Genomic DNA, 26,981 nt, shown 5'->3' on the forward strand with positions numbered 1-26,981 from the left:
CTCTCATCGAACTCTTCCAGCACCGAGATGAGCGTATCCGGCGCAGCTTGGTACGTGTGCTAATGTCATTGTCGACAATGACTGGCTTTACCATCAAGATGCTCCCCTGTATATAAGAACCTGAATTATGCCTCTTATCATAGTGCACATCAGGGCCACAATCCAAGAGAGGAGAATACAGGCTCCTGCGGATTGTGGCTGGAATTTTATGCTTGATTTTGTAGACGTGATCAGCCAAGCAGGTTACACTCTTTCATATTATGAATTACTTTATCTGCTAAGGAGAACACCCTGATGATTCGTGTGATGCTGATTGATGATGAAGAAGATGCACTCGATTTGCTTGAAATATTGCTGGGACAGCTCGGGAATGTGCAGGTGATCGGGCGATATATGAACCCTGTCGAGGCTATTGAGGTAATACGGACACTTCAGAGCAACGGAAGAGAAAGCCCTATTGATGCCGTGTTTCTGGATAACCGAATGCCAGGCATGAACGGGATGGAGGTAGCACGAGCGATTAGACAAATGATCCCACAGATGCCGATCATCTTCACGACAGCTCATGCAGAGTATGCCGTGGAGGCATTTGAGATTCAGTCGATTGACTATCTGCTGAAGCCCTTTACACCAGACCGATTGCAGAATGCTGTTACTCGTGTTCAGCATTCCATGTCCCATTCTTCGCTTAGCCCCTCGTCCACCAACCCATCCCAAGCTGGACATGTTGAGAATTCGTCTGCTGCCATTCAATGTCTGGGTGGATTCCAGATCAGGCTGCCGGGTAACGGAGGCAGAGTGTTGTCCTGGAAGACGAAGAAGGAAAAGGAGCTGTGCGCTTTATTGATTCACGTTGCAGGGGAATCCTTAAGCACGGCGGCTATTCTGGAAGCCATCTGGCCAGGCTATGACCTGAATAAGGCAAAGACGTATCTGTATACATGCCTGTCTTATTTACGCAAGACCCTGACAGATCATCATATTCCGATCCGTATAAACAAGGTTCATCAGGGCTTTGTGGCTGAATGGGATGGAATGATACTCGATGTCGCCGAGTTCAAGCAATTGGTAAGCCAAATCAAATCGCTGAGCACCCAGTCAGACCACCTGACTAGGAGTGTAACTACTATAGAGATGGATGCCGAGCTTTATGACCAAATGAATCAAATGTACAAGGGTGATTATATGGACGCTTGTGACTTTAGATGGGCGGAGTCCAGGCAGCTGGAGGTTAGAGGGGCCTATATTCGTGCGCTTAGAGTATGGTATGCGTATTTCCACAAGCAGGACAACGCCAGCTTGGCTGTAGATAGTATGCAGCGCATATTGAAGCTAATTCCGGATTCTGAACAGGACGGACGTGAGCTGATCAGACTGCATCTGAACATGGGCAATCGATCTGAGGCCCATCGCGTAGGCTCCCAGTTGGAGCAAGCGGTGTGTCTTCAGTTGGGAGCTGAGCTGGAGGCGGAGACCGTGCTGCTGATTCAGCAGACGAGGGAAAAGGCTGAGTGGAACAACCGATGAAAAAACAAGCTACCGCTGCATGTATTACCATATTTCTGCTGATTGCTGCCTACGGGATTTTCCTGACCTATGTGTCTATGCCCAAAGAACAGATCCCCGTCGCAACGAGCGGAGTGCTGGATCTGACCTCCTGGGGGTTCGCGGAGAACGGAGTGCTACCGCTGGATGGTGAATGGGAGCTGTACCCTGACAAGCTGTTCACTCAGCAAGACTTGATCCCTACTACTGCGGGGGAAGAATTAACAGCAGCAATGATTCAGGTACCGGGATCATGGTCGCAGCTGATACCTACGAAGGGTATGGTGACCTATAGACTACGGATTGAAATGGATCACGTGGCTGCCAGTACGGTATATGGACTCAAAACATCATCTATTCAGGTATCGAATCGAATAATGGTAAATGGCCAGGTGGTTGGCTCCAGCGGGAATCCAGGCAAACAACCGGATTATGTAGCCTTGAATAAGCCACATACAAGCTATTTCACACTTCAGCCTGGCTCGAATGAGCTTCTGATTCAGGTGGCCAACTATGATTTTCGCGCAAGCAGCGGAATCAATGAATCTGTCTTTCTAGGCACAGCTACGCAAATATCAGATCTGTATAATCAGGCCATCATTCATGATTGGATTACCATAACAGCCTTTTTGATGATGGGCTTATATTTTCTCGGCTCATTCTCTCAGCGCAAAAAGGACTTTTCCATTGCTGTAGTTGGTATCGTCTGTATGTGTTTCGCCATATTCACTAGCGTGAATGGTGAGCGGGTGTTGTTCGATGTGGTCGGACTGCTGCCCTTCTGGTTGTATTACCGTATTCAGATGGTGTCAGCGGCAGTTGTGGGGATTGGATTTTTCTTCTATGTCTATTCCGCCTTCCGGCCTTATTGCTCCAAATGGTTCGTTCGCGGCGCCTTGATCTTCGGGGTGATATTGCTTGTGTTGCATGTTCTGTTTGGTGCCAGAATTTCGTTGTCTCCATTTCGAGAAATGTCAACATTCTATACCACCTTTTCATTGTTGTATGCTACCTATGTATTCGTATTGGCCGCACTCCATAGAGTCGCAGGCAGCCTCTATCTAGCTGTAGCAGCCATGGCCTCGAATGTACAAGCGCTGAAGCAGAATATGAACATTTACTATGGAGTACGGATTTTTGAAATGGCGCCGATCGAGCCCTTTCTGATGCTGCTGATGCTGGCCTTGCTGATGTCAGTCCACTTCTCGAACGCCTTCCGTAAAATTGAGGAGCTCTCAGAGGAGCTACTGCAGGCGGACAAGGTAAAGGATGATTTCCTGGCCCGTACCTCACATGAATTCAAGACACCGCTGCATGTGGTCATGAATATTTCACGCTCGATGCTGAGTGATACCGTACATCCGCCAACGGCAGAGCAGCGGGAGAAGCTGCAACTGATGACAGACATGACCAAGAGACTGTCGCAACTGGTGTATGACATTCTGGATCTGTCCAAGCTGCGACAGGGCAAGCTTCAGATTACTGCGGCGCCAATTGATATTCGTGCTGTAGTTGAGATGCAAGTGCGCTTCTACTCTTATCTGGCTGTCGAACGGCAGCTTCAGCTCGTGAACCACGTCCCAGCACATTTGCCTTTTGCACTGGCTGATGAGGGCCGTCTGAGTCAAGTCATCGGTAATTTACTGGATAATGCCATCAAGCATACCGAGCATGGAAGAATTGTGGTAACGGGAAGGCTACAAGGTGATCAGCTAGAAATTTCAGTGCAGGATTCAGGAAGGGGCATTGAGCCGGAGGATCTGGCGTTAATCTTCGATCCGTTCAAATCGCTTCATGGAACGCAGCGAGGCGGCTTCGGATTAGGACTGTCCATCGCAAGACAATTGGTACAACTGCAGAGTGGTACGCTTACGGTCTTCTCTACGCCTGAAGTTGGCTCGACATTCACGATTACGCTTCCTGTCGCCGATCAAGGCAACCCAGCAATTACACTCCCTCCAGTCGCCGAGGTCGATCCCAAGCAAATGCAGTATTCATTTGCTACGCCTTATTATTCGAATCACGCGGGCAAGCACACGGTACTCATCGCTGACGATCAGTACGAGAATCTGAAGGTCCTCATTGACGCACTTCAGGGGCTTGACTATCGGGTAATCGCAGTGAAAAACGGGTATGAGGTGCTCCAACAGCTTCAGCGAGCAGACAAGGTTGATCTGGTCATTATGGATCTGATGATGCCAGGAATGTCAGGCTATGAGGTGTGTCAGGAACTGCGAACACGGTACTCGCTGCTGGAGCTGCCGATTCTGATGGTAACGGCTACCATCCAGCCACAGCACAAGGTAGCCGCCTTCCAGGCAGGGGCGAACGATTATTTGCCCAAACCGTTCGATATGGAGGAGCTGAAAGCTCGTATCGGAAGCCTGCTGGCGATGAAGGAGTCCCTTGGACGTGCGATCCAAATGGAGATAGCTTTCCTCCAATCCCAGATCAAGCCGCATTTTCTGTTCAACGTGTTGAATAGTATTGTCGCATCAAGTTATACGAATATTGAACGGGCACGGGGAATGATTGTCGATCTGGCTGATTACTTGCGCGGCAGCTTTCGATTCAGCAATACGGACGAAAGAATCGCTTTTGAGGAGGAGTTCAAGCTCATACGTACGTATGTCGATATTGAGCAAGCACGTTTTCGCGATCGGATTCGCTTCGAATCAGATATTGCGGCAGGTGCGCTGGACTTGCGTATTCCCCCACTGCTGTTGCAACCGTTAGTAGAGAATGCCATTCGTCATGGCATTGGTGATCGCCTTAAAGGAGGCCTGGTTACTTTAACAGTGAGTGAGTCGGATGGATATTGGCAATTTGTTGTGGCTGACGATGGTGTTGGTATACCACTGGAGCGACTGCAGACACTGCTCGATCGTACTGTGACGGATGAATCGCAAGGGGTGGGCTTACTGAATATCAATAAGCGGCTAACCTATGAATATGGCATATCACTGCGACTGGAGAGCACTCTGGGGCACGGAACGAAGGTAACTGTGCGCATCCCTGCCTCGTCGGTGGGGATGTAAACGGCTGATGAGTATTGACGCGGGTGTTGACGCAAGCAACGGCTCACATGACAGGCTCCTATCCATGATGATAGGGCCTGTTTTTTGTTTTTTTCAGAAATATTCTGGCTGGTTATCGTCATTGTTCATTCAATGATTCATCTAACTGTGAATATAAGCGTGTCAGTAGGAGAGAAGTGATGTAGAGTTATGTCGATTTTTAAGGTTTTTTTAAGGTGTGATCTTCTATACTAGGCTAAAAGAAGTGGGACAAAAGTAATAATAGTTGTGAGAGCGGCAGATTTGTGCTGTCAGGAGGGATCAAGAAATAGACGCTATGAATCAACCAAAGAAAGGAATGAACAGAACGATGAACAGAGGAATGCTGACTGCAAGAAGGGTTTGTTTCATTCTAATTGCATGTATGCTGTCAATGGGATACATCCCTCCATTCCAGACATGGGAAGTGAACCGCGCCTATGCGGCGCCCGAGAAATGGACAACCGTAGGCAACCCTGGCATCTCAGATGGATATATGCAATATCACCGACTGGCGGTGGAGGATGGTACGCCCTATGTGACCTTTCAGAATCAAAATGGCCAGCTGCGTGTGATGACGTATTCCAGCACAGATGGCTGGAGGACACTCGACAACACAGGGCTCAACCAACAGACCTACTACACTACCCCGATTGAAGTTCGGAATGGCGCTCCTTATATCGTCTATCCCGATATGGCGCATGAGGGTAAGCCAATGGTCATGAAGTATATGGAGGGCGAAGGCTGGGTACCTGTCGGCAATCCGGATTCACTGCCGCCAATGGGCTATAATGCTGGACTGACTCTAGACCAGGACGGTACACCTTATATTGCTTTTACGAACAATCGCAAGGTATTTGTCATGAGTCTGGATTCTACAGATGACAATTGGAAATTCATAGGCAACATTATTTACACCTCAAGCAGTCCTTCAGATATACAGCTCAAGATGGATAACGGCGTCCTCTATCTGACCTACCAGTATAACTACAATGGTTATAGAGCTGCCGTCATGAAGTATACAGAAGGAAGCAACTGGACTAGCCTCGGGGATGACATTTTTAATAACAACCTGAATTATTTCTCCGCATTTGACGTCTATGATGGTCAGCCTTACCTCGCATTCGGAGATCGCTCCCACAGCAATAAGGCAACCGTCGTTACGTATAGCGAGCAAAATGGCTGGACACCTGTAGGTACAGAGGGCTTCTCAACAAATGGGGCCTATAATACGAGTCTGGCGATCGATGAAGACGGTACACCCTATGTAGGCTTCCGCAATGGTTCCTCTGCAAAGGCTACTGTGATGAAATACGGCACAGACGGCGTATGGCAAACGGTGGGCAATGCTGAGTTTTCCGAAGGTTTAATTAACGATACCTGGCTTGCGGTAGACCATGGCACTCCTCACATTGCTTTTCAGGACAGTGTATATGGTCAGAAGATGACGGTCATGAAGCTGGGTGAAGCTTACACCGTGTCTTATAACAGCAATGGCGCAACCGCCGGTAATGCGCCTACAGACAGTAACCTGTATGATAATCAGGCTACTGTGACGACAGTGGGTAATACGGGGAATCTGGAGAATCCTGGCTATGCTTTTTACGGCTGGAATACGGCGGCGGATGGTAGCGGAACGGATTATAAGGCCGGAGACACCTTTACGATCCGTAATTCCAATGTACTCCTATATGCGAAATGGGCCTCACTGAACGTAACAGTCGATTATGCGCCAGGCGAGCATGGGACGATCAGTGCGACGAACGAGACAATCGTGAAAGGCGGTCATCCAGCGGCAGTACCCAACGTCACTCCGAACAGCGGCTATCGGTTCACAGGCTGGAGCAGCGATGGGGGTGTAACGAAGCTGAGAACCGACGAGTTGAAGACAACTGTTATCACCCAAGGGATCACTTACACAGCTTACTACACCCAGATTATCAAAGGTGATACCAGCGGCGACGGCATCGTGACGGCTGCGGACGCCCTGATGCTGACAAAGTATCTGAAGGGTAACATTCAATTCACACCTGAGGAACTGGAAGCAGCAGACGTCAATGGTGATGGCGTTGTGGATGATAAGGATGTCAAGGCGATTCTGGCGATTATTACAGGAAAGGGTTGAGCACATGAAATTTTTTGACACGAGGAAGCAACTGACTGGATGGAGAAGATGGACGTCGATATTGCTGGTGATTTGTCTTGTATTGTCCATCACTCCTGCGATTCAAGCCGATACTGCACTGCCTGCGGTTGAAGTGGCCGATGCGGAGGGCAAGCCTGGAGATATAGTAAGTATGGCGGTATATGTTGATCCTGAATTCCTTATTCATAAATTTAACATCTCGCTCCAGTATGACACCAGTTCACTCGAATTGGTGACCTTGGTTAATGAGCTTGATGTAATTGATAATTCCTACTCTTTCAATTTAAGCCAAGGAATCATTAATCTCGATTCTCCAACGGATGATGTCGTAGCTATCATGGAAAAAAGCAAAATCGCGACATTGAGGTTCAAGATTAAGGAAAATGTGCTGCCTGGTGAGGTGAAGGTAACTGTTACCAATCATGCACTTTATGAAGGTGATGACCCAGCAGATCCATCCTACGCGTTTGATGGTACGATCACAGTCTCAGCAGCGCAATATACAGTAGCATTTGACACGCAAGGTGGTAGCGCAGTAACGAGCATTACGGGTGTAAGCAGCGGAACCACCATCAGCGAGCCACCTGCTCCGATCAGAGCAGGCTACAGCTTCACTGGCTGGTACACCGATGCGGCAGGGACAACTGCTTGGGATTTCTCCTCAGCAGGAGTCACGGCAAATACGACTCTCTATGCCAACTGGCTGCGCCACACTGCAACGGTTGGTATTGGTAGTGTAGCAGGAATGCCGGGGGAAACGGTAAAAGTGCCAGTAACGGCAAGTAGTGCCAACTCTGGAATCGGCTCCTATAGTCTGCAGATCGACTTTGATGCTGATGCATTGGAAGTGACGAGCATTGAAGGTGAAGCGGGCGACTACTTCGATTCCAATTATGATAATACAGCAGGCTGGCTCAAGACAGCCTGGGCAGACAGTGACGGTGGAGATACGCCGATTGTTGTTGGAGACAAGCTGTTCACTGTAAGTTTCCTGATCAAGAATGAGGCAGCAACCGGTGACAAGCCTTTGACGATGCAGACGTCAAGCTTGGACCATTTTACGGTAACAGATGCTTCCGTGGCTGAAATGGAGAAGACGCTGAAGGCTGGTAAAATAACGGTCAGCGACATTCCGGCTGTCAACAGTGTAAGCGTCAGTCCCACTACGATTGGAGTAATGCCAGGAGGCAGTCAGCAGTTCCATGCTACAGTGGACGCTTCAGAAGGCGCCGCTACGACCGTAACTTGGTCCATAACCAGTATGAATGACAAAGTAACTATTGATGATACAGGCAAGGTTGATGTTGCGACGGATACCACACCAGGATTGTACACCGTCATGGCTACTTCCACAGCAGACTCCAGCAAGCAAGGTACAGCGACGTTAATGGTACTGCCGATCATTCCAATTCCAGGATTCCCAGGTGACTCAGAAGCACCTGCAGCTCCCCAAATTCTTACTGCAGTTGGAGGAGATCAGCTGGTAGACCTCAGCTGGAATACCGTTACGGGAGCAACATACTATAACATCTATATGGCAACAGAGCCATGGGCATACAGTAATCAGGAGATCGCAAGTGTAACAGACTCAACCTACACAGTCCGGAATCTGAGTAACGGCCAAGCTTATTACTTCACGGTAAAAGCAGGAAATACTCACGGCATAAGCGTTGCTTCGATTCAGGCGGGCGCAACCCCAAGTAACGGAGGTGCTCCAGGAACTGACACACCAACGCCTCCTACGGTATCGGCACCTCCAACGAACGTAACAGCAACTGCAGGGAATAGACAGGCGACAGTCCGCTTCACAGCACCGACAAGTGACGGCGGTAGCCCAATTACCCACTACGAGATTACTGCTGAGCCAGGCGGACAGACTGTGACAGGAACAGCAAGTCCAATCGTCATGACGGGCTTGAGCAACGGCACTAGCTATACATTCACAGTGAAGGCGGTGAATGCAGTCGGGGCAAGTGAACCCTCTGCTGCATCCAATGCCGTGTTCCCAAGAAGCTCTTCCAGTAACGACGACAATAGTGGCATCGGAAATGGAAGCACAGGTAGCGGTACAGGTGGTGGCAGTACGCCATCAACACCAGCGACATCCCCAGCCTCTAACGGCGTGGAGATTCTGGTTAATGGCAAGGCTGAGCAAGCAGGTACAGTTGTCTCTGAAGAGCGCAATGGGCAAAAGGTGACGACGATTCAGGTCGATCCACAGAAGCTGGAGCAGAGACTTGCAACAGAAGGTCAAGGAGCAGTCATTACGATTCCGGTCAGCACAGAGTCGGATGTAATTATTGGTGAATTGAATGGACAAATGGTCAAGAGTATGGAAAGCAAGCAGGCAGTGGTCGAGCTCAAGACGGCTCAAGCCACATACACACTTCCTGCAAGCCAGATCCAGATCAACGCGATTGCAGACAGGCTAGGCAATTTCATCTCACTGGAAAATATCAAGGTACGTATTGAAATTGCTGCGGTGACAGCGAATATGCTGAAGGTCGTTGAAGATGCCTCTGCACAAGGTTCATTCACACTCGCCGTACCGCCACTAGAATTTACGGTGAAAGCTGTGTATGGGGACTCTGTTGTTGAGGTATCAAAATTCAATGCTTACGTAGAGCGGAGCATCGTGATTCCAGCTAACGTTGATCCGAACAAGATCACGACTGGTGTCGTTGTTGCACCAGACGGAAGCGTGCGACATGTACCAACGAAGGTAGTGAATAACGGCGGAACGTACTATGCACAGATTAACAGTCTGACTAACAGCATCTACTCCGTAGTATGGCACCCGACAGAGTTCAGCGATGTGGCTTCACATTGGTCGAAGGGTGCTGTGAATGATATGGGTTCACGGATGATTATTGAAGGCACTGGCGATGGGCAGTTTAGTCCGAATCGGGACATTACTCGTGCAGAATTTGCAGCTATCCTGGTACGGGGGTTGGGACTCGCTTCAGAGCAAGGAGGAACAACCTTCTCAGATGTGAAGCAAGGAGACTGGTATAATCAGGCCGTCAGCACAGCACAGGCGTATGAGCTGATTGGCGGGTATGAGGATGGTACATTCCGTCCGAACGACAAGATTACACGTGAGCAGGCCATGGTCATGCTTGCCAAAGCAATGAAGCTGACTGGGCTGCAGGACAAGCAATCTGGTACCTCGACATCCACAGCTACAGTGCTGGGTTCATTCAAGGATGCAGCAGCCGTATCAACATGGGCACACAGTAGTGTGGCAGACAGTGTACAAGCAGGTATTGTATCTGGTAGAGGCATTGCCGAGCTGGCACCGAAGCAACATATGACTCGCGCGGAAGTAGCGGCAATTATCCAAAGACTTCTGCAGCAATCCGGCCTGATTTAATTAGTTTAGGGGGGCAAGTGCCCCCTGTTTTTACATATGCTAGGCAGATACTCCTTAAGCGGACATGCAGGCTAACAAAAAAATAGGTTATCTACCGCGATTTTCCTAGTACACATATTCTTATTTTCGAGAGGAGAAAGAACAGCTTATGCTTAAAAAAGCAGGAAAGGTCACTTTGTGCCTAGCGCTGATCTCCACCTTGTTGGGCAGCTTGTTACTCCCTAAGGACGAGGTTCAGGCCAATGGTTCAGTTACACCTCCGCAGTATAAATACAAACTGCTCAAGGATAACATAGGTGTTCCTATGAAGCTCTATTACAACAACGATACCTTTTACTACAAGTCACAATTAACTGGTGGCTACAACACCGCACACCAATCCACAGATCTGCAGACATGGACCAAAATCATTGGCTCGAATACCTTCAGTTCAAGCAACACTTTTAGTCTGGACTACCTCTCCATTATTGGAGATAGAGTTTTTGCGACGGGATATAACTCTACGATGTTTCCTGATTTCTCTACTACTTCTTTTTTGGGCTACATGAATGATACATCCAATACCAGCACTAGCTGGACTCCATCTGCCTTTCCTACGGGGCAATTCTTGCTTGGGCCAATTGTTACCGACGGAAGTAATATTGTAATGGGAGCTGGCAATACCAATGTCATTTATCGACAAACCTCCTCCACTGGAAATATAGAAGAGAAGGCATGGACAAGCACTAATTTCAGTGGTGTGCGCATTGTAAATGCTGTATATGATCAGGTTAACAGTCGATTCATTTTGGGAGATCTTAGAAAAAATATTTACTACTCGACTAACGGAGGAGCTTCCTGGAATACCATTCAAGTTGATTCTTCGGATATGGATATGAACGACCTTGCTCAAGCTGGAGGGACAACTTATATTGCTGGCGGTAACGGTGTTTGGAAGCTCGTAGGCACTACAGTAACCAGAATATTGCCCACAGGCAGCAATTACCGCGCTGTAGCTGTTGATGAAGACAATAATGTGTATGTATTACGCTCTGACGGAACTGTGCTCCTGTCATCCAATAGTGGAACATCATGGACACCAGTAGCCGCAGCAGACAGTAGCATCACTTCCACTAATTTTGGTGCTATGGAATATGGTAACGGGAAGCTGCTTGTCGGCGGTAATGGAGGACTATACCAGTTAATAACGGGCACAAATATTACTAAGCAGCCAGAAAATACGCAAGTAAATATTGATGCAGCGGCTACCTTCTCTGTATCTGCCATGGGAGACAGCCTTGCCTATCAGTGGCAGGTGGATACGACAGGCACAGGCAACAGCTTCAAGGATGTGAATGGAGCAACAAGCGGCAGTTTGACGGTTAATCCAGTGTCAAAGAATATGGACGGCTACCTGTATCGTGTCGTCATTACCGATGCCTCCGGGGCACAATACATCTCGAGTACAGCTACCCTTTCCATCCTTATCGTGAAGGCGAAAGTAAGCTACAAATCTGGTGACCACGGAATGATCAGTGCAACGAGCGAGGATGTCGAGGTGGGGATGAAGCCAGAGGCTGTACCAACCGTTACTCCTGACCCTGGCTATCGGTTTACGGGCTGGAGCAGTGATGGTGGTATGACGAAGCTAAGTAGCGACCAGTTGAAGGCGACAGTTATCACTGGGGCGGTCACGTTTACAGCGAATTATGCCCAGATTGTTAAGGGAGATCTGGATGGCTCTAATGGAGTATCGGCAGCGGACGCTCAGCTGCTGGCGAAGTATCTGAAGGGTGCGATCACCTTGACCGCGGATCAACTGGCAGCAGCCGATTTCAATAATGATGGAGTTGTGGACGAGGCTGACGTTAAGGCGATTCTTGCCTTTGTAACGGGAAAAAGATGAGGCATATTAGTTGTCGCTGATGAAGTGAAAATAGCTCCATGTAAAGCCTAATGGCTTTGCGTGGAGCTTTTCTTTTATACTGAAGACATAGCGATAGGGACATCGAGATTTGTATAATAAATGAACTGGGACATCACCAGAAGTCTGCTGAATGTAAATAACAGGCCACTGCCAGCTTGAAGTGAGATGCTCTTTGGGTCTGCTCCATATGATGTTTGACTTGATGCCCACTTTGTTCATTAATGAGGTTTTCATTTTGTTTTTCTATCCGCTCTTCATTTCAAGCTTCCTCCTGTGCCGTTATCCTCAACTCCTGCCGTTCTACTTTATATAACAATCGGCAATCACAAAATCGGCCTTTTCCTTGATGCTTCTTTTTGCTGGATTGGTTGTCAGTATTCACTGTTATTTTAATGATGATCAAATGTAGTAATTCTCTCTGTTTCTCTGGTTCAATTTTCGTTATGATCTTAGAGAAGCCATTCAGAAGTAGCAGGAAGGAGGGGGGCTCTTGCAAAAAAGCAATCATTTCAGAAGAGGTTTCTAGCAATTCGAGAAAAGATATGGAACGAGTGTGGGATATAAGACAACCTTACTGGTATCCATTATTCGATTGCAGTAGAGAAGACCTGATATCTTTTGATTCCGAATATATAGAGAGTGAAGAAAAGCTAAATGATATTATTACTTTGCTTACGCACCATGAAGTTGAGCAGGTGATTGAATTTCTAGAAACAGGTGAGACTTTAAATATACAGGTTTCCAATCTGTATCCTTATTATGGCTGCAATGGCGAGCTTTCAGGTGGTGAGGGGTTTTGGACTTCACACAAAATGGACTGGATTATTTATGTTTCACACGAAGGAACAATAGCTTTTGTGGAGAGTGGCTAGTTAAAGGATTAAAGTCATTATGGTCTGATTGGGGAAACCATACTGCTTGGGATACAAAGAACTAATATTCTATAATAGAGAAGTTCTATGCAAAGAAACCACTCCATGTACGGAGTGGCTTTGTCTTTATATTTTGATCCAATCACCTGAAATGACTGGACCCTCAATCATAAACTAAATTTCAAAATCAATCGTACCCTTTTTGGTTAATTCAAAGGGACCAGGTGTGACATCTGCATCGGGTCTCTTTGATCCGAAGAAATCGGAGTCCAAATGATATGGACTACTGTCCGGCTCCTCAAACTTCATGTTGGCGTGATAAGTCTTTCCAAGCAGATCCGTGGTAACTAACATTGCAGAGATTCCCCGAAGCAATTCGGGATCATGGATCTGAATGTGCACTTTGCCTAGTGCAGGATCCATCTCAATTTTTACGCCCTTCTGTGCAACTATCTTCGCATCCGATTCGTGACGACTTGGAACCGCATCGTTAAGAAATACATTGCCACCCATAGCTACCGGAAGAACGGCATTGCCTATAAAGAAATCCTTTGCGGCATCGCCAAGCTCCATAAGCTCCTCTTTGGTGTATTCCCACCATTTCTTATCTTTCACATCCGGATGTTGATCGTAGCCGCCAAGTCCCACAGCATGCAGATAACATATGGAATTGTCCGGAACACCATCCATGACCGTCTTCCCGTCCTCTCCAACTTCATCTCTTGGTTTAAGCGGAAGATGCTCAAAAAAGGTGATGGGCACAGGCTCATTATTAGGATCATTGTCACCTATAAAGATATTGTTGTAGTACCTGTCATCGCCTCCAGTGATATTGGAGTATCCAGCCATGGCCGTCTCGTGAGGGAAGTGATATGGCGTAATACGAGTAATTTCGGAACGAACTACAAATCGGCCTGCAAACAAATTATGAGCAAATGCCCCGCCCTGAGCCATATTTCTGAAATTCATCGGAGAGAGAAATAGGTTATGATCGACCATATATGGACCATGGCAAACCTCAACGAAGAGGTCCTCCGAAAGATTGTCAAAAAATACATTACGGCTGATGCGAGTGCCCTGTGCCTGCCAGTCCAGCCAAAGCGCACGGTAACAGCTATACATTATATTTTCGCTAATTTGAGTATCCAGGGAAGCATGAAGCTTAATTCCCGCAACTTCGGCACCGTGTCTGAGTCGTTTATGGTGAATATTATAAATACGGTTCTGATATATGTGGCTGAAGGCTGCTCCCATATGACCCACAATACCTGCCTGTTCACAATCATGAATTACATTACCTCGAACAATGTGACTTCCGATGTTATGCTTATGCCAGCCGGAGCGTAATGCTTGTAAAATAACCTCCTGCTCGCGTTGAGTACCGCCTTTACTATGCTTCTCCAAAGACTTGGTGTGGCCTGTGCCGATTTCGGTACCCAGGCTAATACCAACGCATTTGGACTCACTGATTATATTGTTCTCAATAATCCAGCCCTTGCTCCAGTGAGGTCCAATCAAACCTTCCTGGTAGTCTGTAGGCGGTGCCCATTGGGGGGAGGCTTGACGCAGAGTGAAACCGCTTACGGTGATGTAGTTAATTCCCGGTTTCTCAGGCCAGAAGCAATAAGGACGTACATTAATTTCTACATTTTCCGTACGAGGATCTTTTCCACCAAAGTTGGTCCAGATTTTTGTTGTTGTAGAACCAACCTCGGCATACCATTTTAACAATGAATCCTTGGGATACTTGGCTTCGGACCAAACTTCAGGATTGTGAACGCTTTCAATACTATCGCATTCATACAATGATTTGCCATCCAAATAGACATCGCCGAGATGAATTGGGAAGGGCCCGTCAAACAACCAGTCTCCACTGAGCTCTACCTCATAGGGATTGCGAACGGAAAAGAGGGAATTGAGCACTTCTGTGCTCCAGACATGGTTTCCTTCGGACTTCCAGTTGGCAATCCGCTCAGCTCCTGTAATCACGACTTCCCCGTCTCCTGCGGATCGATATACGATTCTATGCTCCGCTGTTCCTCCATTAGCCGGGTTAACCCATTCCCTGTATACTCCCGCATGAACAATAACTGTATCACCAGCCATGGCATAAGCCGCAGCGCGTGATATTGTACGAAGGGGTTGATCCGCTGTTCCTTTTCCTTGATCATTCCCATGTATGGATACATGATATTCCATAACAACTCTCCTTCTATTTTAAAATTATTGTTGTATCCCGTTATTATACTAGAAAATAATTATAATGGCAGAGATAGGAAGGTGTATGTTAGCCTGAATTGATATTGATAAAGTTAAAACCACATCCACTACCCTATGAAGTTGTGGGTTTTTGCGTATTAAAGTCTTCTAGCTATTGTTAAAAGCTATGACTAGCCATGCTTTTTTCATATAACAAGCAATCCTTTTCATCATGCTATACTCATTAGACTAAAAAGTTAGAAGGAGAAATAGTTATGATACCATTTCGTAATGATCATGTAGGTAGCTTTCTACGTCCTGCAGATTTAAGTCAGGCACGTGAACAATATAAATCAGGCAACATCACATATGAGGAATTAAGAGCTGTGGAAGATAAAGAGATTATTCGAATTATTGAAAAGCAAAAGGAAAATGGCGTATTGGCAGTTACGGATGGTGAATTCCGTAGAAGCTGGTGGCATTTTGATTTTCTGGGTGGCTTGGATGGCGTAGAGTTGTATGAGCAATTAGACGGACCGAAATTCCATAATATGCAAACGCGCAAGGGTGGGATTCGTGTTGTTGGTAAAGTTGATTTCTCGAGTCATCCCTTTGTTCAGGATTTTGAGTTTTTGACAAAGCATGCAGGTGACGCAGTAGCGAAACAGACTATTCCAAGTCCGAACATGCTTCTATATCGATTGGAGAATGACGCCAATATCTATACGGACCGAGAGCAATTCCTTCAGGATACGATTGCGGCGTATCAAAAAGCCATTCAAGCCTTCTATGATGCAGGATGTCGATACCTGCAATTAGATGATACAGCTTGGGCAGACCTGTTCTCAGAAGCTGGTCACGATAAGCTACGTGCTAAAGGTCTGGAACCGGCGGAAGAGTTGAAAACGATGCAGCGCATGATTAATGAATCCTTGTCTCATAAACCGGCAGATTTAGTGGTGACGATGCATATTTGTCGTGGTAACTATAAATCGAACTATTTCTCAACGGGTGGTTATGATTACGCTTCTGAAGTTATCTTTGGAGGCTTAAACGTAGATGGATTATTTTTAGAGTTTGATGATGAGCGCTCAGGTGGTTTCGAGCCATTAAAATATGTGAATCGAAAAGATTTGAAAATCGTGCTTGGTTTACTCACATCAAAAACAGGCGAGTTAGAGGATAAAGAACACATTAAAGCTCGGATTGCAGAGGCGGCAACCTATGTTCCACTTGAGCAACTATGTTTGAGTCCACAATGTGGTTTTTCGTCTACAGAAGAAGGCAATATTTTAACGGAAGAACAACAATGGCGTAAACTTCGTTATGTGAAGGAAATTGCAGAAGAAGTTTGGAATTAATCCATCTAAATAACGGAGGGGATTCAAAATGACGATCCAAGCAGACCAAGAGACAATTATAGTTGAAGCGTTCATTAATGGTCAAAATGTAAAATCCCTTTCGCAGGTAGCAAAAGAGAATCCGACAAACCCAACTGAGATCGTAGGTTATTTCCCTGTCACTACGAAAGAACAAGCCGTTGAAGCGATTGAAGCTGCGGCAGGGGCTTTTAAAACATGGAAGCAGACCTCCATTGATGAACGCATTACGATGATGCGCAAGGCGATCGAGAAGATTAGAGCAGCTGAGAATGAAATTGTACATTTGCTGTCTAGAGAGCATGGCAAGCCCCTGTATGATGCACACGGTGAAATTTATGTTTCCTTAATGTGGATGGAGTTTGCTTGTAATGAAGCCAAATCGGCTCTACAGGAAGAGATCAAAGAGCATGAGAATGGTAAAACGATTCTTTCCTATGATCCAATTGGTGTGGTGGCAGCAATTAGTCCATGGAACTATCCCATTGCTTTATCTACGATTAAGATCGCTCCTGCCTTACTTGCGGGCAACACCATTGTGCTTAAACCAAGTCCATATGCGCCACTGGCGGCAGCGAAAGTGGCAGAGATTATTGCGAGTGAGTTCCCGGCTGGTGTAATCAATGTAGTTCATGGTGATGCGGATGTGGGCGTTGAACTGACTAGTAATCCTCTTGTTACTAAAATCGCCTTTACAGGTGGAACCGCAACAGCTAAGCATATCATTAAAGCTGCGTCGGAAACGATTAAGGATATGACGCTTGAGCTTGGTGGTAATGATGCGGCTATCTTCTTGGAAAGCTTTGATGTTCATGATGAGCGAGCAATGCGCCGGATTGTCATTTCTAATTTCTTGACAGCAGGCCAGATCTGTATGATCGCCAAACGTGTGTATGTACACCGTTCTATTTATGATGAGTTTGTGGAAAAATATATAGAGGCGGCTAATCGCTGGATTCGAATTGGCGATCCATTTGATTCAAATACGACAATAGGTCCGGTTAATAACCTGAAGCAGAAAAATGTCGTGCTTGGTTTGGTTGAAGATGCGAAAAAGCGTGGAGCTAAGGTTATTCCTCTCGGTCAAATTCTTGATCAGAAGCTGTTTGACCAAGGTTACTACCTACAACCTACGCTTGTCTTAGGTTGCGATGTTCATGATCCGATTGTAGTTGAGGAACAGTTTGGCCCTACGGTTCCGATTCTTCAATTTGACGATGAAGAGCAGGTTATTCATCTACACAATGAAAGCATATATGGATTGACGAGTTCTGTCTGGGGGAAAGAAGAGGATGCCATCTCCGTTGCACGTCAACTCGAAGCTGGAACGACAATGATCAATACTGCTGCTGTTCAAGGTCTGGATGTTCGCTTCCCTTTCGGTGGGGTTAAGCAATCTGGTATTGGCCGTGAATACGGCGCCGAAGGCATCCGCACTTATACAGAAAAGCATGTCATCAACGTTCCGAAGACACTGGATCTTCCTTATATACCAGAATAAATCTTATAGCACACCACTTCGCATCGTACAGGGGAATGTACATGTGAAATTGAATGTAGGCTCTAACTTTGCGCTTTGTTTACTGATCTTTAAGAATCAGTAGACAGGGCGTTTTTTTGTCAGATCAGTTTGACAGTGGTGACTTTTTTAGAGAGAAAATACCCCCACATCTGATGGAGGTGACGCTGAAAAAATAAAGAAGCCACTCCATTGATGGAGTGGCTTAATACTCAGCTATTATACGGTGAACGGCGGCTATTTTCTACCTAGTGTCTCCCAAATTCCATGGAGCCAGGAATCGAAATCAGCATCTTTGTCGCCCTCGTAAGTATCATAGATATCCAGACGTGTCTTTTGCAATTTTTCCTTAAATTGCTCAAATGTGTGACCTTCAGGAAGGCTTTTTTTAATCCGCAGCAAAATTTTGTTAGTACCTTTAAACAGCTCACCTTTATTTTTGGCAGGCATTTGTACATCTTCATCCAACTGCTTGAGCTTTTGATATGCGGCTTCGCGCACTTGAAACACTTGATCATTTTTCAAAACATGCTGCAGCAACTTAATGGTAGGGGCTGTATTCCAGTTCCCCAATTCGTTCACCGCATTTAGTCTTTCTCTCCAGCTTGACGTCCGGTTAGCCGCTCGTTTGAGCTCTTCAAAGTTCTCCGGTAGTTCGTTAACTGCTCCAATATCATGGTTGTTCGTCAAAATTCAATCTCCTTAATCATCGCCATCTCGGCAGAATGATGAATGTTATTTATGTGATCACTATTATAGCACGAACCTGACTAAACTACTCCTATGAAGCCGATTGGTTAGCCTTTTCCTTAATGAAGTCCACCATATACACCCAACCAATCAGTCCGCATAAAACAAAACCTAATGCATGCAAAGATCCATAAATGGGAATGAAATCGAGTATGGTTAAGGAGTACATATTTTTCAGTAACGGATAGAAGATGGAAATGACAACAACCGTGTAAAAGGCTAGACAAGAAAGGCCTAAGAAGAAGGCTGCCTTATTATCCAAAGCATTTTTCCTCAAGTAAGTAAGGAGATAAGCGGTGTAAACCACAATATTACAGGCGAACAAAGTGACACCGACGTATTCAATTGGCTTGGAGAAAATCATACCAATAGCAATCAATATGGGTCCGATGATATCGATGGCAACAACCCAGGGATACCAACTTTTCTTCGTCATGATGCGTCCCAGTGCACCAATAAAAATCGGAACGATCGCAGATGAGAAATGAAAGTGGAGCGAGCTTAACGCGTGCGTTGCAGGATTAGCTTGAAAGAGGGTCAATTGATATTGATATAAGGTAAACCAAATGCCCCCGATAAAAAAATAAACGAGCCCCGCACCAATCGCTATTTCAGCTGCTTTTCCTTTAGAGATTACAATCGTGGTCAAGCCATAGATGCCAAGCAGCAGTGTGAACAGTAGCCATCCAAGAGACAGAATCCCTGGGATTTCCGTACTTTCTAACCCCCACATCTTATTACTCATTACCGAGGCCAGGGTAAGAAGCGCAGCGGGAAATTGAAGCCATTTCATAGCAGCATAAATCATTCGTTGATGTTTATTCTTTTCGTCATGATTCAAAAGTAAAATCACAAGAGGTACAATGACAAAAGCCGCAAAAAGTATAAATTTTTCAACAAGTTCGAATTGGAAGTAATCAAGGGAAAATATCAGAATGGTTATGATTCCACCGGGAAACACGGGTGCTAATAATGATTTCATTCGTTGCTTCAAGGAACTATTCATGGGGTTTCCTTTCTAACTACGTTTATCGTAAGAACTGCCTGCATCCAGTTGTGTAGCATTCTTTAGTATAGATTCGGCAATTCTTCTTTCAGTAGTCTAACACATTTATTTGTCAATATATGAAAATAAGCTTATCTTACTGCGGTTGATGGAGTCATGGGAAATAGCCCTTCCGCTTTTCAAAGATTTTCACCATAAAGGAGCTGTGGTATCAAATGAATAATGATAAAAGTATAGAAATGAACTACTCTTCAAAAGCAGGGGACATTCTACAGCAGATCAATAGTAAAACTAAGCTAGGCGAATTACGAAAAATCGCAAAGGATATTAAAAAAGATCACGAACTAGCTATGGAACTTTGGTCGACCGAAGCGTTTTTGCCCAGACTATTAGCTATTTTAATTATGGACAAAAAACTTCTTTCACAAGAAGTGCTTAATAAGTTTGATAAGGATATGCAGACTCACACTTTTGATGAGCGAAATAACTTAATGGATTGGTTAATGGCTAATCAGCTCACTAAAGACAAGAAGACCATTGCATTGATGGAGTCATGGGAAAATAGCCCTTCTGCTCTTCAAAGGCGAGCTTTTTGGTATTATCAAGCGCGATTGAGGTGGACTGGACAAACGCCTCCTGATAACACCGAGGACTTACTATCTGCAATTGAAGCTAATATTACGCAGGAAGAGCCGACAGTCCAGTGGGCTATGAATTTCATTGCAGGTTGGATAGGCATTTATGATCAAAAGTACCGTGCACGTTGTATTAAACTTGGTGAGAATACAGGTCTTTATAAAGATGAAATGGTATCAAAGGGTTGTACTCCTAATTATTTGCCAGAGTTCATTGCAATTGAAGTTAACAAACGAAATAAGAATTAGTTGCCTCTGCGAATCCCTATGTGGTTCGAACTAATGGACCTCCCTGACTGCATCCATTAATAATAATGATGCCTTGCCCAATGAGTAGGAACCAAACCACAGGTTTATTTCTTTCATTATTCTTTCATAGCACTCTGTTATAATTTCAAAAATAAGTAATCAAAATGGAACAAACCGGCTGGGAAAAATGAAACGAAATTCAATAAGTTTTTGACTGTACATTAAAGCCAATAAAGATGAAAGGATAAAAGAATAGATATGAATATAGCGATAGAGAAAGAGTTGCAAAAACGGCTACTTGTTCCGTGCGAGCAAAGATTACTGTTACTCCTATTTAAGGAACACGTGAATATAGAAGAAATAGAGGATCAGCTTCAGGGTCTGAATATGGATACGGGTAATCATAATTATCTGCTGATGTTAGCTCATTTTGGGTATAACGTCGATTGGATGGGATTTCCGAAGCATGTCATCCCACAATTAAAAGGCATCTATCGTTATTATCAGGTGGAGAATGCCCTGATGCTACAGAAACTTTTTATGAGTACACAGAAGTTGAATGAAAAGAATATATACCCTTTGCTTTTAAAGGGAGCCGCGATGCGTTTACATTTTGCCTCAGGAGTATCTAGAATGATGGCTGATTTAGACTTTGCGCTCGAGGGTGAACAATATGAAGAAGCGGTTTCAATTTTTCAAGATATGGGTGCGGAGTATATAGTAGAAGCTAAGCATTCCATTACATATAAGTTGGGAAAGACGGAGTTTGATATTCATCATGTCATATTTAAGAACAATCTTGAAAAGGGCAGTGATATTTGGGAGAGAGTTGAACAGGTTGAGGTGAATAGCTGTAAATTCAGAGTATTATCACCGCTAGACATGTTTGTCCATATATTAGATTCGCAATCCAGATGCATATTTGTTGATGAGATGCCGGAACGACGGATGAAGTGGTTATTTGATGCAAAAATGGTCTTGAAAATGATGCCTGACACGGATTGGACAGCAATAGCAAAGCGCGCGAGTGAACTGCATTGTAGTTATCGGGTTCACTTGATGATGAAATTATTTGCAACCTGTTTTCCAGAGGACATTTCGTTAGAGGATGCAGAAAATTTATTTGCAGTGGATAGTGGATATGGCAAATGGCTAAAAGACGCAATGGATTTTTATGAGACGATTGTGCCTTATATGAAAGAACGCCGTGCGGACGAAAATAGTTCAATCACGCTGCGGGTAATACATTTAAGAATAAAATATAAACCTATCAGAAAGGAGTATAGATATTATTCTCATGAATTAAAGGAAGTAGAATCTGGTATGTGTTTTGCAAAATATGTTGCCGAACTTTACCACTTAAATAGACCCGTGAAATTGTATCAGAAATTTCTCTCACGGTTAAGACTTCGTTGATTAGAACAAATACTATGCGAGAAAAGAGAGAATAATGGATGGATAATAAAAAAGCTACAATTTCCACTTTCTTCGAAGATGTTAATAAGCGAATTTTGAAGAAAAACGGGATGCATTATAAGAATATGCAAATCAGATTAGCAGATAAGGTTCTCGAAATTCGATATTGGGATGACATAGAGGTTTCATTAATACGATCATCTCTTTTGGGAAGAGTCCTTTCAAATGAGCAGTACGTAGTGCCGGATGCAGTAATCTGGTGCTATACGGATGATGTTAATGTCTATATTCCCGATTCGTTTCGCGATAAGCCGCTGCAAGAAGGAGCAATAACCGATGTATATCAGGGAAAGGATGCAACGGGAAGCATCAAGGTTACTAGAAGTACGGAGATGGAGGGTGCCGACTACATCAGGAAGACCTATTATTTCTGCAGACAAGCAGGCACTGATTATGATGATTGCATGTTGGGACATCCACTTATAAGATGTTTTTATTTTTGGGCAGAGCAGGAGAACATATTGATTCTGCATTCCGCTGCAGTCGGATTTAATCATAAGGGTGTATTGATAAGTGCGCGGGGTGGTGCTGGGAAGTCAACTTTATCGGTAAGTTGTTTGCTTGAGGGGTTAGATTTTGTGGCAGATGATTATGTTATGATGCGTGAAGTGGGAGAACGAAATGCACTGCCACTATATACAATGGTTGGATTGAATTCGGATATGTATCAGATTTTGAAACCGAACATGCCTGTTATCAAGACGGAGGAAAAGCGAAACGGGAAGAAGTTCTTTGATGCATCCGCCTATCCTTTTCAGGAAGAATTACCGATTAAAGCTATTTTGTGTCCAACTGTTACAGAGGGAAGCGATCCAATGATTGTGCCGACGGACCGAGGTTCAGTATTGGTAAAATTGGTTCATTCCAGTGTAAGTCAGATTGGCGGACGAAGAGATACAGAAATGGTTAAGAGAATGATGGACAGACTGAAGGATTTACCCGTTTATGAGTTTCGTTTAAGTAAAGACCTTAAGAAGAATGTAATCGTATTGCAAAACTTTATGGAGGGACTTTAACATGTATAAATTAAATGATGAGAAGATGTTTTATGATATTGCTGACGGACAAGCCATTATAATCAATTTTGTTACTGGAATGTATTATGGAGCAAGTGCTCTTGGATCGATGGTTTTAGATGCGTTGATGCAAGGCAAGGACCCGAAGCAGATTGTCGATACAATTAAAAATAATGAGGACTGTGTAGTGGATATTGATCAGCGTGTAGAGCGGTTTATTGCTGCGCTTACGGAAAAGGAAATATTTATTTTAGATGATCAACCTTACAGCCAAGAATCATTGGGCGATTTTGTCGTGGTTCATGGAGATTACAGCCTTGAGTTGAATGAATTCGCGGAGGTTCAAGATCTTCTGTTGGCAGACCCTGTACATGATGTGGAAGCAGATATGGGATGGCCTAAGCTAAAAGAAGAGGATTAATACAATGAGGCTATCCATTATTATGCCTGTATATAATGTGGGATATTATTTAGAAGAAGCAGTGGAATCGATATCGAACCAGACCTGGAATGGCGAGAAGGAGATTATTATTGTAGATGATCAATCAGAAGATCATTCCTTTGCGACTGCCCAAAGATTAGGTGATCGTGTGATCTCGGTGGAACATGGTGGTGCAGCAAAAGCAAGGAATGTCGGACTCAAGATGGCTTGTGGGGATTATGTATTATTTCTGGATGCAGATGATGTTTTGTCTCAGGATGCATTGGATAATCTTTTTACTGCCATGGAAGATGAATCGAACTGTGTTGTTGTATATGGAAAGGCAAAAGATTTTATTTCGCCGGAGTTATCGAGTGAACAAAGTATGAAACTGAAGGCAAGAGAAAACGGTTATGGCGGTGTATTGCCGGGCTGCGCGCTTATCAAAAAATCAGTCTTTGATCGGAACGGATACTTCGATGAAAATCTTTCAAGTGGAGAAACGGTAGATTGGATGATGAGTTTGAAGGAAACAGGAGCCGTGGTTCGTGAAATCAATCAAGTAACGTTAAGGCGACGCCTTCATATGACCAATACAGGACGTTTAAAACGTGAAGAAGAAATGAAAAATTATGCAGCTATTTTAAGGAAAAGGATGTCAAAAGAATGAAACCGTTAGTATCCATCATAACGCCAATCTACAATGCCATGCCATATTTAAACACTTTCTTAGATTCTGTAGAAAACCAGACCTATGCGCCGTTAGAACTTATTTTGGTAGATGACGGGTCTACCGATGATTCACTCTCGGTCCTTACAGAGCGGGCAGTTATAATGGAAGAAAAAGGTATATCGGTGAAAGTTCTATCCCAAAACCATGCAGGACAGGTGGCTGCTGTAAATCTAGCACTTCCGAGTGTCCACGGCGAACTATTAACCTGGTGCGATGCGGATGACTACTGGACGGATGACAGTATTGAAAAGAAGGTAGAGTGTCTTCTAACTCATCCTGATATTAATATGGTGCGAAGCAACGGATTAATCAAAGATGAGACAGAGAATCCGATTATGTATAGAGAAAAAAATAATCAGCCGTTTTTGTCCGATATATTTGATGATTTGTTCCATGAACGTATCTTGGAACTTGCGGGCCGATTTATGGTGCGAACAGAAGCCTTGTTTTCCTGTTATCCGAATCGTCAGATTCCGGCATCCACTGTGGATCAGAATCCGCAGCTGCTACTTCCAATCGCGAGCAGAAGCAAGTGTGCTTATCTAAACGAGGAGCTGCATGTATATTGCAGGAGAAGTAGCGGTCATTCTAGTACGAAGCGTAGTTTCACGGAGACTATGAAACGGATAGAAGATATCAAGCATCTTTATTTAAGTATTTTGCCTTATTGTGAATGTGATCAAGAGTATTATCACAAAGAAGTGGAACATATGATTGCTGCATTTAAGAAGACCTTAATGCAAACTACGGCCATGATAGCAAGAAATAGAACGAGCAACGAGTGAAGACTGAAATTAGTGTGCAGTAGTTTTGATGGACTATACGAAGAAAGCGGCGACTTGCCTTGAATAAATCACTCGGAGTAAATTTACTTACATTATGGAATCTGTTTGGTCGAAAGCGACAGATTCAATTTGGCGTGCTTGTCTTTTTCTATGTGATCGGTGCAGTGTTAGAGACCGCAAGCATTTCACTTATTGTTCCTTTTGTTTCTACTATTCTAGAAGGGGATCATGAGAGTATTAGCAAAGTTGCTTTTTTTGCGGGAATTGTTTTTATATGTTTTCTAGTAAAAAACGTGTTTGTATATGGGTTAGGAATTATAAAGCGCAAATATATCGTTAACCAATATAAGGATACAAGCAAGTCATTGTTGCGCATGCACCTGGATCAAGATTATCAATCTTTCACTGATGAAGATTCGTCGGCTCTTATTAATAATATTAACAAATACACGGGTTCCATCTTCCTGAGTATACAGAGCATGCTGGAGTTTATTGCAGAAGCTGTCGTCATTCTCATGCTTTTGGCTTACATGTGCGTCCTAAATGTCAATATTTCAGCGGCTTTGATTCTGGTGTATGTTCTTATCATGATCTTGTTCCATCGGTTTATTTATACTAAAGTGCGAGAGACCGGAAAACGTTCCAATCACAGCTTCGACCGAATGAGTGCCGTCACAAGAGAGGCCATAAATGGTATCAAGGAAGTGAAATTGTATCACGCAAAAGACGCAGTGGAGCATCTCTATGAAGGGTACATCGAGGAAAATGTAACCTTAGAAGTAAAGCAAACTGTCTATTCCACATTGCCTAGACATCTGATTGAATTGATTACGGTGGCTTGTATGTTGATGGCGTTTCTTGCTGTTTATGTAACGAATGGCTCATCCGAGGACGTCATGTCGAAAATGGCCATTCTAGCCTTGATTTTAATTAGAGTTATGCCAGGAGTGACCAGAATAAATGGTTATTTATCTTCTTTGTATGCGAACTCCTCGGTTTTGGATCGAATGGACGGGGGTTTCTACGAGAAGATTCAAGGGATACTAAAGGAAGACAAACCAAGAAAGTCGTATGCTGTAAATGATCAAGACAAAGATACACATGCTACAGGCAGGTTTAATCAGGGCAGTAAAATTGTATGTAGTAATCTATCTTTTTCCTATGAGAATGGAAAAGAAGTTTTGAAGAAAATAAACGTTGAGATTCCTTGTGGTGCTATTGTCGGTTTAAGGGGCCCCTCCGGAATAGGCAAAAGTACACTGTTAAATCTGTTGACGGGTCTTCTTGTGCCAAATGACGGAAGACTCGATATCGAGCATGGAGATGGAACGACGGAGCAACTTAGCGAGGCAAAGCTTCGTTTCGGATATCTTCCCCAAAAAGTATTTTTGTTGAATGCAAACCTGAAGGAAAATATTGTTTTCTATCGGGACTATGATAAAGAAAAAATGACGCATGCTATATCGGTGGCTCAAATAGCAGATATGATTGCAGGGTTAGGTCAAGGTGAAAATACCAATCTTGGTGAGAACGGAATCTTTCTTTCCGGGGGACAGTGCCAACGCGTAGGCCTAGCGAGGGCGGTGTACGATTCTCCGGATATCTTGGTGTTGGACGAGGGAACATCCGCATTAGACGAATGCCTTGAAGAGGAAGTGATGAGAGCAGTGTCTAGATTAGATAATCAGACTGTTATCATTGCATCTCATCGAGAATCAACTCTAAAGTATTGTGATTTCGTTTATGAATTGAAGTGATTTGATAGAGTGAAATGTTGAAGCCGATTAGAGACAGCTGCAAGTAAAGTTGTCTCTAATCGGTTTTTTCTGCTTCCTGGGGGATCAGTTTGGTTCGAGCCAAGTGTATAAGTTAGAAGTCGGGATGGATCGTGGTTCCATCATCGCTATGTTCTTTC

At 44.5% G+C, this 26,981-nt stretch carries 18 protein-coding genes; 15 read left to right on the plus strand and 3 right to left on the minus strand.

Going from position 1 to position 26,981, the window contains the following annotated elements:
• Positions 1 to 294: 294 nt before the first annotated feature.
• The 6 genes from MKY28_RS26400 to MKY28_RS26425 all read left to right on the plus strand — a co-directional run bounded on the left by MKY28_RS26400 (position 295) and on the right by MKY28_RS26425 (position 12,898).
• Entirely contained in the window at positions 295 to 1,527 is a 1,233-nt protein-coding gene (locus MKY28_RS26400) for a response regulator (RefSeq protein WP_340388225.1), read from the plus strand.
• Positions 1,524 to 4,583, plus strand: a complete 3,060-nt coding sequence (locus MKY28_RS26405) for a sensor histidine kinase (RefSeq protein ID WP_339190474.1) — start codon at positions 1,524 to 1,526, stop codon at positions 4,581 to 4,583. Before MKY28_RS26400 ends, MKY28_RS26405 begins: the two co-directional genes overlap by 4 nt.
• 403 nt (positions 4,584 to 4,986) lie before the next feature.
• Positions 4,987 to 6,726 carry an InlB B-repeat-containing protein gene (locus tag MKY28_RS26410; protein ID WP_339190475.1) on the plus strand — a complete coding sequence of 580 codons (1,740 nt, stop codon included), beginning with the start codon at positions 4,987 to 4,989 and terminating at the stop codon, positions 6,724 to 6,726.
• A 4-nt stretch (positions 6,727 to 6,730) separates the two neighbouring features.
• Positions 6,731 to 10,120 carry an S-layer homology domain-containing protein gene (locus tag MKY28_RS26415; RefSeq protein WP_339190477.1) on the plus strand — a complete coding sequence of 1,130 codons (3,390 nt, stop codon included), beginning with the start codon at positions 6,731 to 6,733 and terminating at the stop codon, positions 10,118 to 10,120.
• Between the two features lie 148 nt (positions 10,121 to 10,268).
• Positions 10,269 to 12,005, plus strand: coding sequence for a dockerin type I domain-containing protein (locus MKY28_RS26420; protein WP_339190479.1), 1,737 nt, complete (start codon positions 10,269 to 10,271; stop codon positions 12,003 to 12,005).
• Positions 12,006 to 12,568: 563 nt separating this feature from the next.
• Complete coding sequence (locus MKY28_RS26425; protein ID WP_340388219.1) at positions 12,569 to 12,898, plus strand: hypothetical protein; 330 nt, start codon at positions 12,569 to 12,571, stop codon at positions 12,896 to 12,898.
• A 174-nt stretch (positions 12,899 to 13,072) separates the two neighbouring features.
• Here MKY28_RS26425 and MKY28_RS26430 read toward each other — a convergent pair whose 3' ends face one another.
• Positions 13,073 to 15,097: a right-handed parallel beta-helix repeat-containing protein gene (locus MKY28_RS26430; protein ID WP_340937397.1), complete on the minus strand. Its 2,025-nt coding sequence runs from the start codon at positions 15,095 to 15,097 to the stop codon at positions 13,073 to 13,075.
• Positions 15,098 to 15,372: 275 nt separating this feature from the next.
• Between MKY28_RS26430 and MKY28_RS26435 the strand changes: the two genes are divergently transcribed.
• Together MKY28_RS26435 and MKY28_RS26440 are read left to right on the plus strand one after the other, a co-directional pair.
• The gene (locus MKY28_RS26435; RefSeq protein WP_340937398.1) at positions 15,373 to 16,458 is read left to right on the plus strand and encodes a 5-methyltetrahydropteroyltriglutamate--homocysteine S-methyltransferase; all 1,086 of its coding nucleotides are present in this window, start codon (positions 15,373 to 15,375) and stop codon (positions 16,456 to 16,458) included.
• A 28-nt stretch (positions 16,459 to 16,486) separates the two neighbouring features.
• Entirely contained in the window at positions 16,487 to 17,977 is a 1,491-nt protein-coding gene (locus MKY28_RS26440) for an aldehyde dehydrogenase family protein (RefSeq protein ID WP_340937399.1), read from the plus strand.
• Between the two features lie 255 nt (positions 17,978 to 18,232).
• On the opposite strand, the gene MKY28_RS26445 is transcribed toward MKY28_RS26440, so the two are convergent.
• Together MKY28_RS26445 and MKY28_RS26450 are read right to left on the minus strand one after the other, a co-directional pair.
• Positions 18,233 to 18,685, minus strand: coding sequence for a HEAT repeat domain-containing protein (locus tag MKY28_RS26445; RefSeq protein ID WP_076320167.1), 453 nt, complete (start codon positions 18,683 to 18,685; stop codon positions 18,233 to 18,235).
• 91 nt (positions 18,686 to 18,776) lie between these two features.
• Positions 18,777 to 19,751 carry a YndJ family transporter gene (locus tag MKY28_RS26450; RefSeq protein WP_340937401.1) on the minus strand — a complete coding sequence of 325 codons (975 nt, stop codon included), beginning with the start codon at positions 19,749 to 19,751 and terminating at the stop codon, positions 18,777 to 18,779.
• Between the two features lie 215 nt (positions 19,752 to 19,966).
• Here MKY28_RS26450 and MKY28_RS26455 point away from each other — a divergent pair, with 215 nt between their 5' ends.
• The 7 genes from MKY28_RS26455 to MKY28_RS26485 all read left to right on the plus strand — a co-directional run bounded on the left by MKY28_RS26455 (position 19,967) and on the right by MKY28_RS26485 (position 26,823).
• Positions 19,967 to 20,635: a DNA alkylation repair protein gene (locus tag MKY28_RS26455; protein ID WP_340937402.1), complete on the plus strand. Its 669-nt coding sequence runs from the start codon at positions 19,967 to 19,969 to the stop codon at positions 20,633 to 20,635.
• 258 nt (positions 20,636 to 20,893) lie between these two features.
• Entirely contained in the window at positions 20,894 to 22,051 is a 1,158-nt protein-coding gene (locus tag MKY28_RS26460) for a nucleotidyltransferase family protein (RefSeq protein ID WP_340937403.1), read from the plus strand.
• Between the two features lie 38 nt (positions 22,052 to 22,089).
• On the plus strand, positions 22,090 to 23,127 hold the full coding sequence (locus MKY28_RS26465) for a hypothetical protein (RefSeq protein WP_100526847.1): 1,038 nt from the start codon (positions 22,090 to 22,092) through the stop codon (positions 23,125 to 23,127).
• A gap of 1 nt (position 23,128) precedes the next feature.
• Positions 23,129 to 23,548 (plus strand): hypothetical protein, encoded by a 420-nt coding sequence (locus MKY28_RS26470; protein ID WP_076252136.1) that lies wholly within the window; start codon positions 23,129 to 23,131, stop codon positions 23,546 to 23,548.
• A 4-nt stretch (positions 23,549 to 23,552) separates the two neighbouring features.
• The gene (locus MKY28_RS26475) at positions 23,553 to 24,218 is read left to right on the plus strand and encodes a glycosyltransferase family A protein (protein ID WP_340937404.1); all 666 of its coding nucleotides are present in this window, start codon (positions 23,553 to 23,555) and stop codon (positions 24,216 to 24,218) included.
• A complete protein-coding gene (locus tag MKY28_RS26480; protein ID WP_340937405.1) occupies positions 24,215 to 25,066 on the plus strand; it encodes a glycosyltransferase family A protein in 852 nt (283 codons plus the stop codon). Before MKY28_RS26475 ends, MKY28_RS26480 begins: the two co-directional genes overlap by 4 nt.
• A gap of 59 nt (positions 25,067 to 25,125) precedes the next feature.
• Positions 25,126 to 26,823, plus strand: coding sequence for an ABC transporter ATP-binding protein (locus MKY28_RS26485; RefSeq protein ID WP_340937406.1), 1,698 nt, complete (start codon positions 25,126 to 25,128; stop codon positions 26,821 to 26,823).
• The last annotated feature ends 158 nt before the right edge of the window (positions 26,824 to 26,981 follow it).

It is taken from the genome of Paenibacillus sp. FSL R5-0473, assembly GCF_038004565.1.
Taxonomy (GTDB): Bacteria; Bacillota; Bacilli; order Paenibacillales; family Paenibacillaceae; genus Paenibacillus; species Paenibacillus amylolyticus.

Excerpts from the sequence above, each read along its gene's own strand:
- MKY28_RS26405 (WP_339190474.1), top strand. The coding sequence starts at position 1,524 with ATGAAAAAACAAGCTACCGCTGCATGTATTACCATATTTCTGCTGATT.
- MKY28_RS26400 (WP_340388225.1), top strand. The coding sequence starts at position 295 with ATGATTCGTGTGATGCTGATTGATGATGAAGAAGATGCACTCGATTTG.
- MKY28_RS26425 (WP_340388219.1), top strand. The coding sequence starts at position 12,569 with ATGGAACGAGTGTGGGATATAAGACAACCTTACTGGTATCCATTATTC.
- MKY28_RS26475 (WP_340937404.1), top strand. The coding sequence starts at position 23,553 with ATGAGGCTATCCATTATTATGCCTGTATATAATGTGGGATATTATTTA.
- MKY28_RS26470 (WP_076252136.1), top strand. The coding sequence starts at position 23,129 with ATGTATAAATTAAATGATGAGAAGATGTTTTATGATATTGCTGACGGA.
- MKY28_RS26440 (WP_340937399.1), top strand. The coding sequence starts at position 16,487 with ATGACGATCCAAGCAGACCAAGAGACAATTATAGTTGAAGCGTTCATT.
- MKY28_RS26465 (WP_100526847.1), top strand. The coding sequence starts at position 22,090 with ATGGATAATAAAAAAGCTACAATTTCCACTTTCTTCGAAGATGTTAAT.
- MKY28_RS26430 (WP_340937397.1), bottom strand. The coding sequence starts at position 15,097 with ATGGAATATCATGTATCCATACATGGGAATGATCAAGGAAAAGGAACA.
- MKY28_RS26410 (WP_339190475.1), top strand. The coding sequence starts at position 4,987 with ATGCTGTCAATGGGATACATCCCTCCATTCCAGACATGGGAAGTGAAC.
- MKY28_RS26450 (WP_340937401.1), bottom strand. The coding sequence starts at position 19,751 with ATGAATAGTTCCTTGAAGCAACGAATGAAATCATTATTAGCACCCGTG.
- MKY28_RS26435 (WP_340937398.1), top strand. The coding sequence starts at position 15,373 with ATGATACCATTTCGTAATGATCATGTAGGTAGCTTTCTACGTCCTGCA.
- MKY28_RS26420 (WP_339190479.1), top strand. The coding sequence starts at position 10,269 with ATGCTTAAAAAAGCAGGAAAGGTCACTTTGTGCCTAGCGCTGATCTCC.
- MKY28_RS26460 (WP_340937403.1), top strand. The coding sequence starts at position 20,894 with ATGAATATAGCGATAGAGAAAGAGTTGCAAAAACGGCTACTTGTTCCG.
- MKY28_RS26455 (WP_340937402.1), top strand. The coding sequence starts at position 19,967 with ATGAATAATGATAAAAGTATAGAAATGAACTACTCTTCAAAAGCAGGG.
- MKY28_RS26415 (WP_339190477.1), top strand. The coding sequence starts at position 6,731 with ATGAAATTTTTTGACACGAGGAAGCAACTGACTGGATGGAGAAGATGG.
- MKY28_RS26480 (WP_340937405.1), top strand. The coding sequence starts at position 24,215 with ATGAAACCGTTAGTATCCATCATAACGCCAATCTACAATGCCATGCCA.